A 1501-nucleotide genomic window follows, 5' to 3' on the forward strand; every position below is an offset into this window, starting at 1 on the left:
CGCGGTGGCCTACACCGAGAAACTCGCTGACCACGGCATCCGACCCTCGGTCGGGACTGTCGGGGATTCTTACGATAACGCCCTGGCTGAGGCGGTCAACGGGCTATACAAGACCGAGTTGATCTACGCCCAACCATCGTGGAGATCACTGACCGAGGTCGAGTTCGCCACGATGAACTGGGTCCACTGGTGGAATACTGGCCGGCTCCACGAGCACCTGGGCCACCAGACACCCACCGAAGTTGAGACGGCATACTATGAACCCCAGCGGGACGAGACTCCCGCACCCATACAGCGGAACTAAACCCAGTACGGTTCACTCCGATAACGGACCCCAGATGACTTCGAAGGCCACTGCCTCGTTCATGGCAGGTGCCCGGATCGCTCAGCACTTCGGCAGACCCGGAACCCCGAACGATCAATCCTGGGTCGAGTCCTTCTTCGGACACCTCAAAGCCGAGAACCCGCACCTTGAGAAGATCACCGAGCCCGGTGTACTTGAGTCCGAGCTGGACCGACTGCGGATTCACTACAACGCGGTGAGGTTGCACGAGGGCGTGGGCTACGTCACCCCAGAAGACGAACACTACGGCCGAGGCGAAGCAATCCGCGCCGCCCGCAGGGCCGGCCTGGTCAACGCTCGAGCCACTCGAATTGCTACAAGAAGGAAAACCCGGAAAGATCAATCATGAGGCCCACTCGCTGGTTGGGTATTAAACCCGCTCACTGGTGCATTATCTCTGACACACCTCGCTTTGGGAACCTTTCCCTGGTGTCGCGGTAGTTTGGCGAACGTGCCCTGACCGGTTCGCAGGGGCCGAACCGGGCTGGGATTCGGGACACTTTCGGATTAATGCCCCAAGCACGGGCTCGACTGTATAACAAATCGATATCGTTGTCACGATCAGATAACGGCGTGCCTCACCGCCGCTGAAGACGACTCTTCGGCTGGCTGAATTTTCGGGCTGAGGCGTCGGTCTCGTTGAGGGGCAGACCTGAACCTGTCGCTGGTGGTCCCCAAGCCGGGTTCCGGGGAACCCCGACGAACTCGAAAGGAATGCTCTTCCGGGTGGAACTGAACCAGGGAGCCGAACGGAGGAGAGCCTACCGTCCTCTACGATCGAAAAATGACCTCTAAACCTGCAACTCATCAGCCCAGTGTGCTCGTAGTGGACGATGAGGCCCCGCTGGTGCGCCTCATCGCCGAATATCTGCGCCGCGACGGACTGCACGTCGAGACCACCGATAACGGTCCTGACGCTGTCGAGATGGTCCCAGCCATTCAACCGGCCGTCGTGATCCTGGACCTGGGGCTGCCCGGGATGGACGGGGTGGAAGCGTGCCGGCAGATCAGAACGTTTTCCGACTGCTATGTGATCATGCTGACCGCCCGTGCCGACGAGGTGGACCGTCTCATTGGTCTGTCGGTGGGGGCTGATGATTACGTCACCAAGCCCTTCAGCCCACGTGAACTAGAGCGTGTCTGAGAATTATGTGAGGG

The 1501-nt window shown here is 59.9% G+C and carries 3 protein-coding genes; all 3 read left to right on the top strand.

Translation table 11 applies throughout. The annotated features are described in order from the left end of the window. Positions 1-304: integrase core domain-containing protein (locus FEF27_RS12980; RefSeq protein ID WP_166430030.1), on the top strand; the 304-nt coding region annotated here is incomplete at its 5' end. A 34-nt stretch (positions 305-338) separates the two neighbouring features. Next, a complete protein-coding gene (locus FEF27_RS12985) occupies positions 339-692 on the top strand; it encodes an integrase core domain-containing protein (protein ID WP_208009911.1) in 354 nt (117 codons plus the stop codon). Positions 693-1127: 435 nt separating this feature from the next. Further along, positions 1128-1487: a response regulator transcription factor gene (locus FEF27_RS12990; protein WP_138171306.1), complete on the top strand. Its 360-nt coding sequence runs from the start codon at positions 1128-1130 to the stop codon at positions 1485-1487. Positions 1488-1501 lie beyond the last annotated feature (14 nt).

It is taken from the genome of Nesterenkonia sphaerica (genome assembly GCF_005771565.1).
GTDB lineage: Bacteria > Actinomycetota > Actinomycetes > Actinomycetales > Micrococcaceae > Nesterenkonia > Nesterenkonia sphaerica.

Coding starts and splice junctions, on each gene's coding strand:
- FEF27_RS12985 (WP_208009911.1), top strand. CDS start 339: ATGACTTCGAAGGCCACTGCCTCGTTCATGGCAGGTGCCCGGATCGCT.
- FEF27_RS12990 (WP_138171306.1), top strand. CDS start 1,128: ATGACCTCTAAACCTGCAACTCATCAGCCCAGTGTGCTCGTAGTGGAC.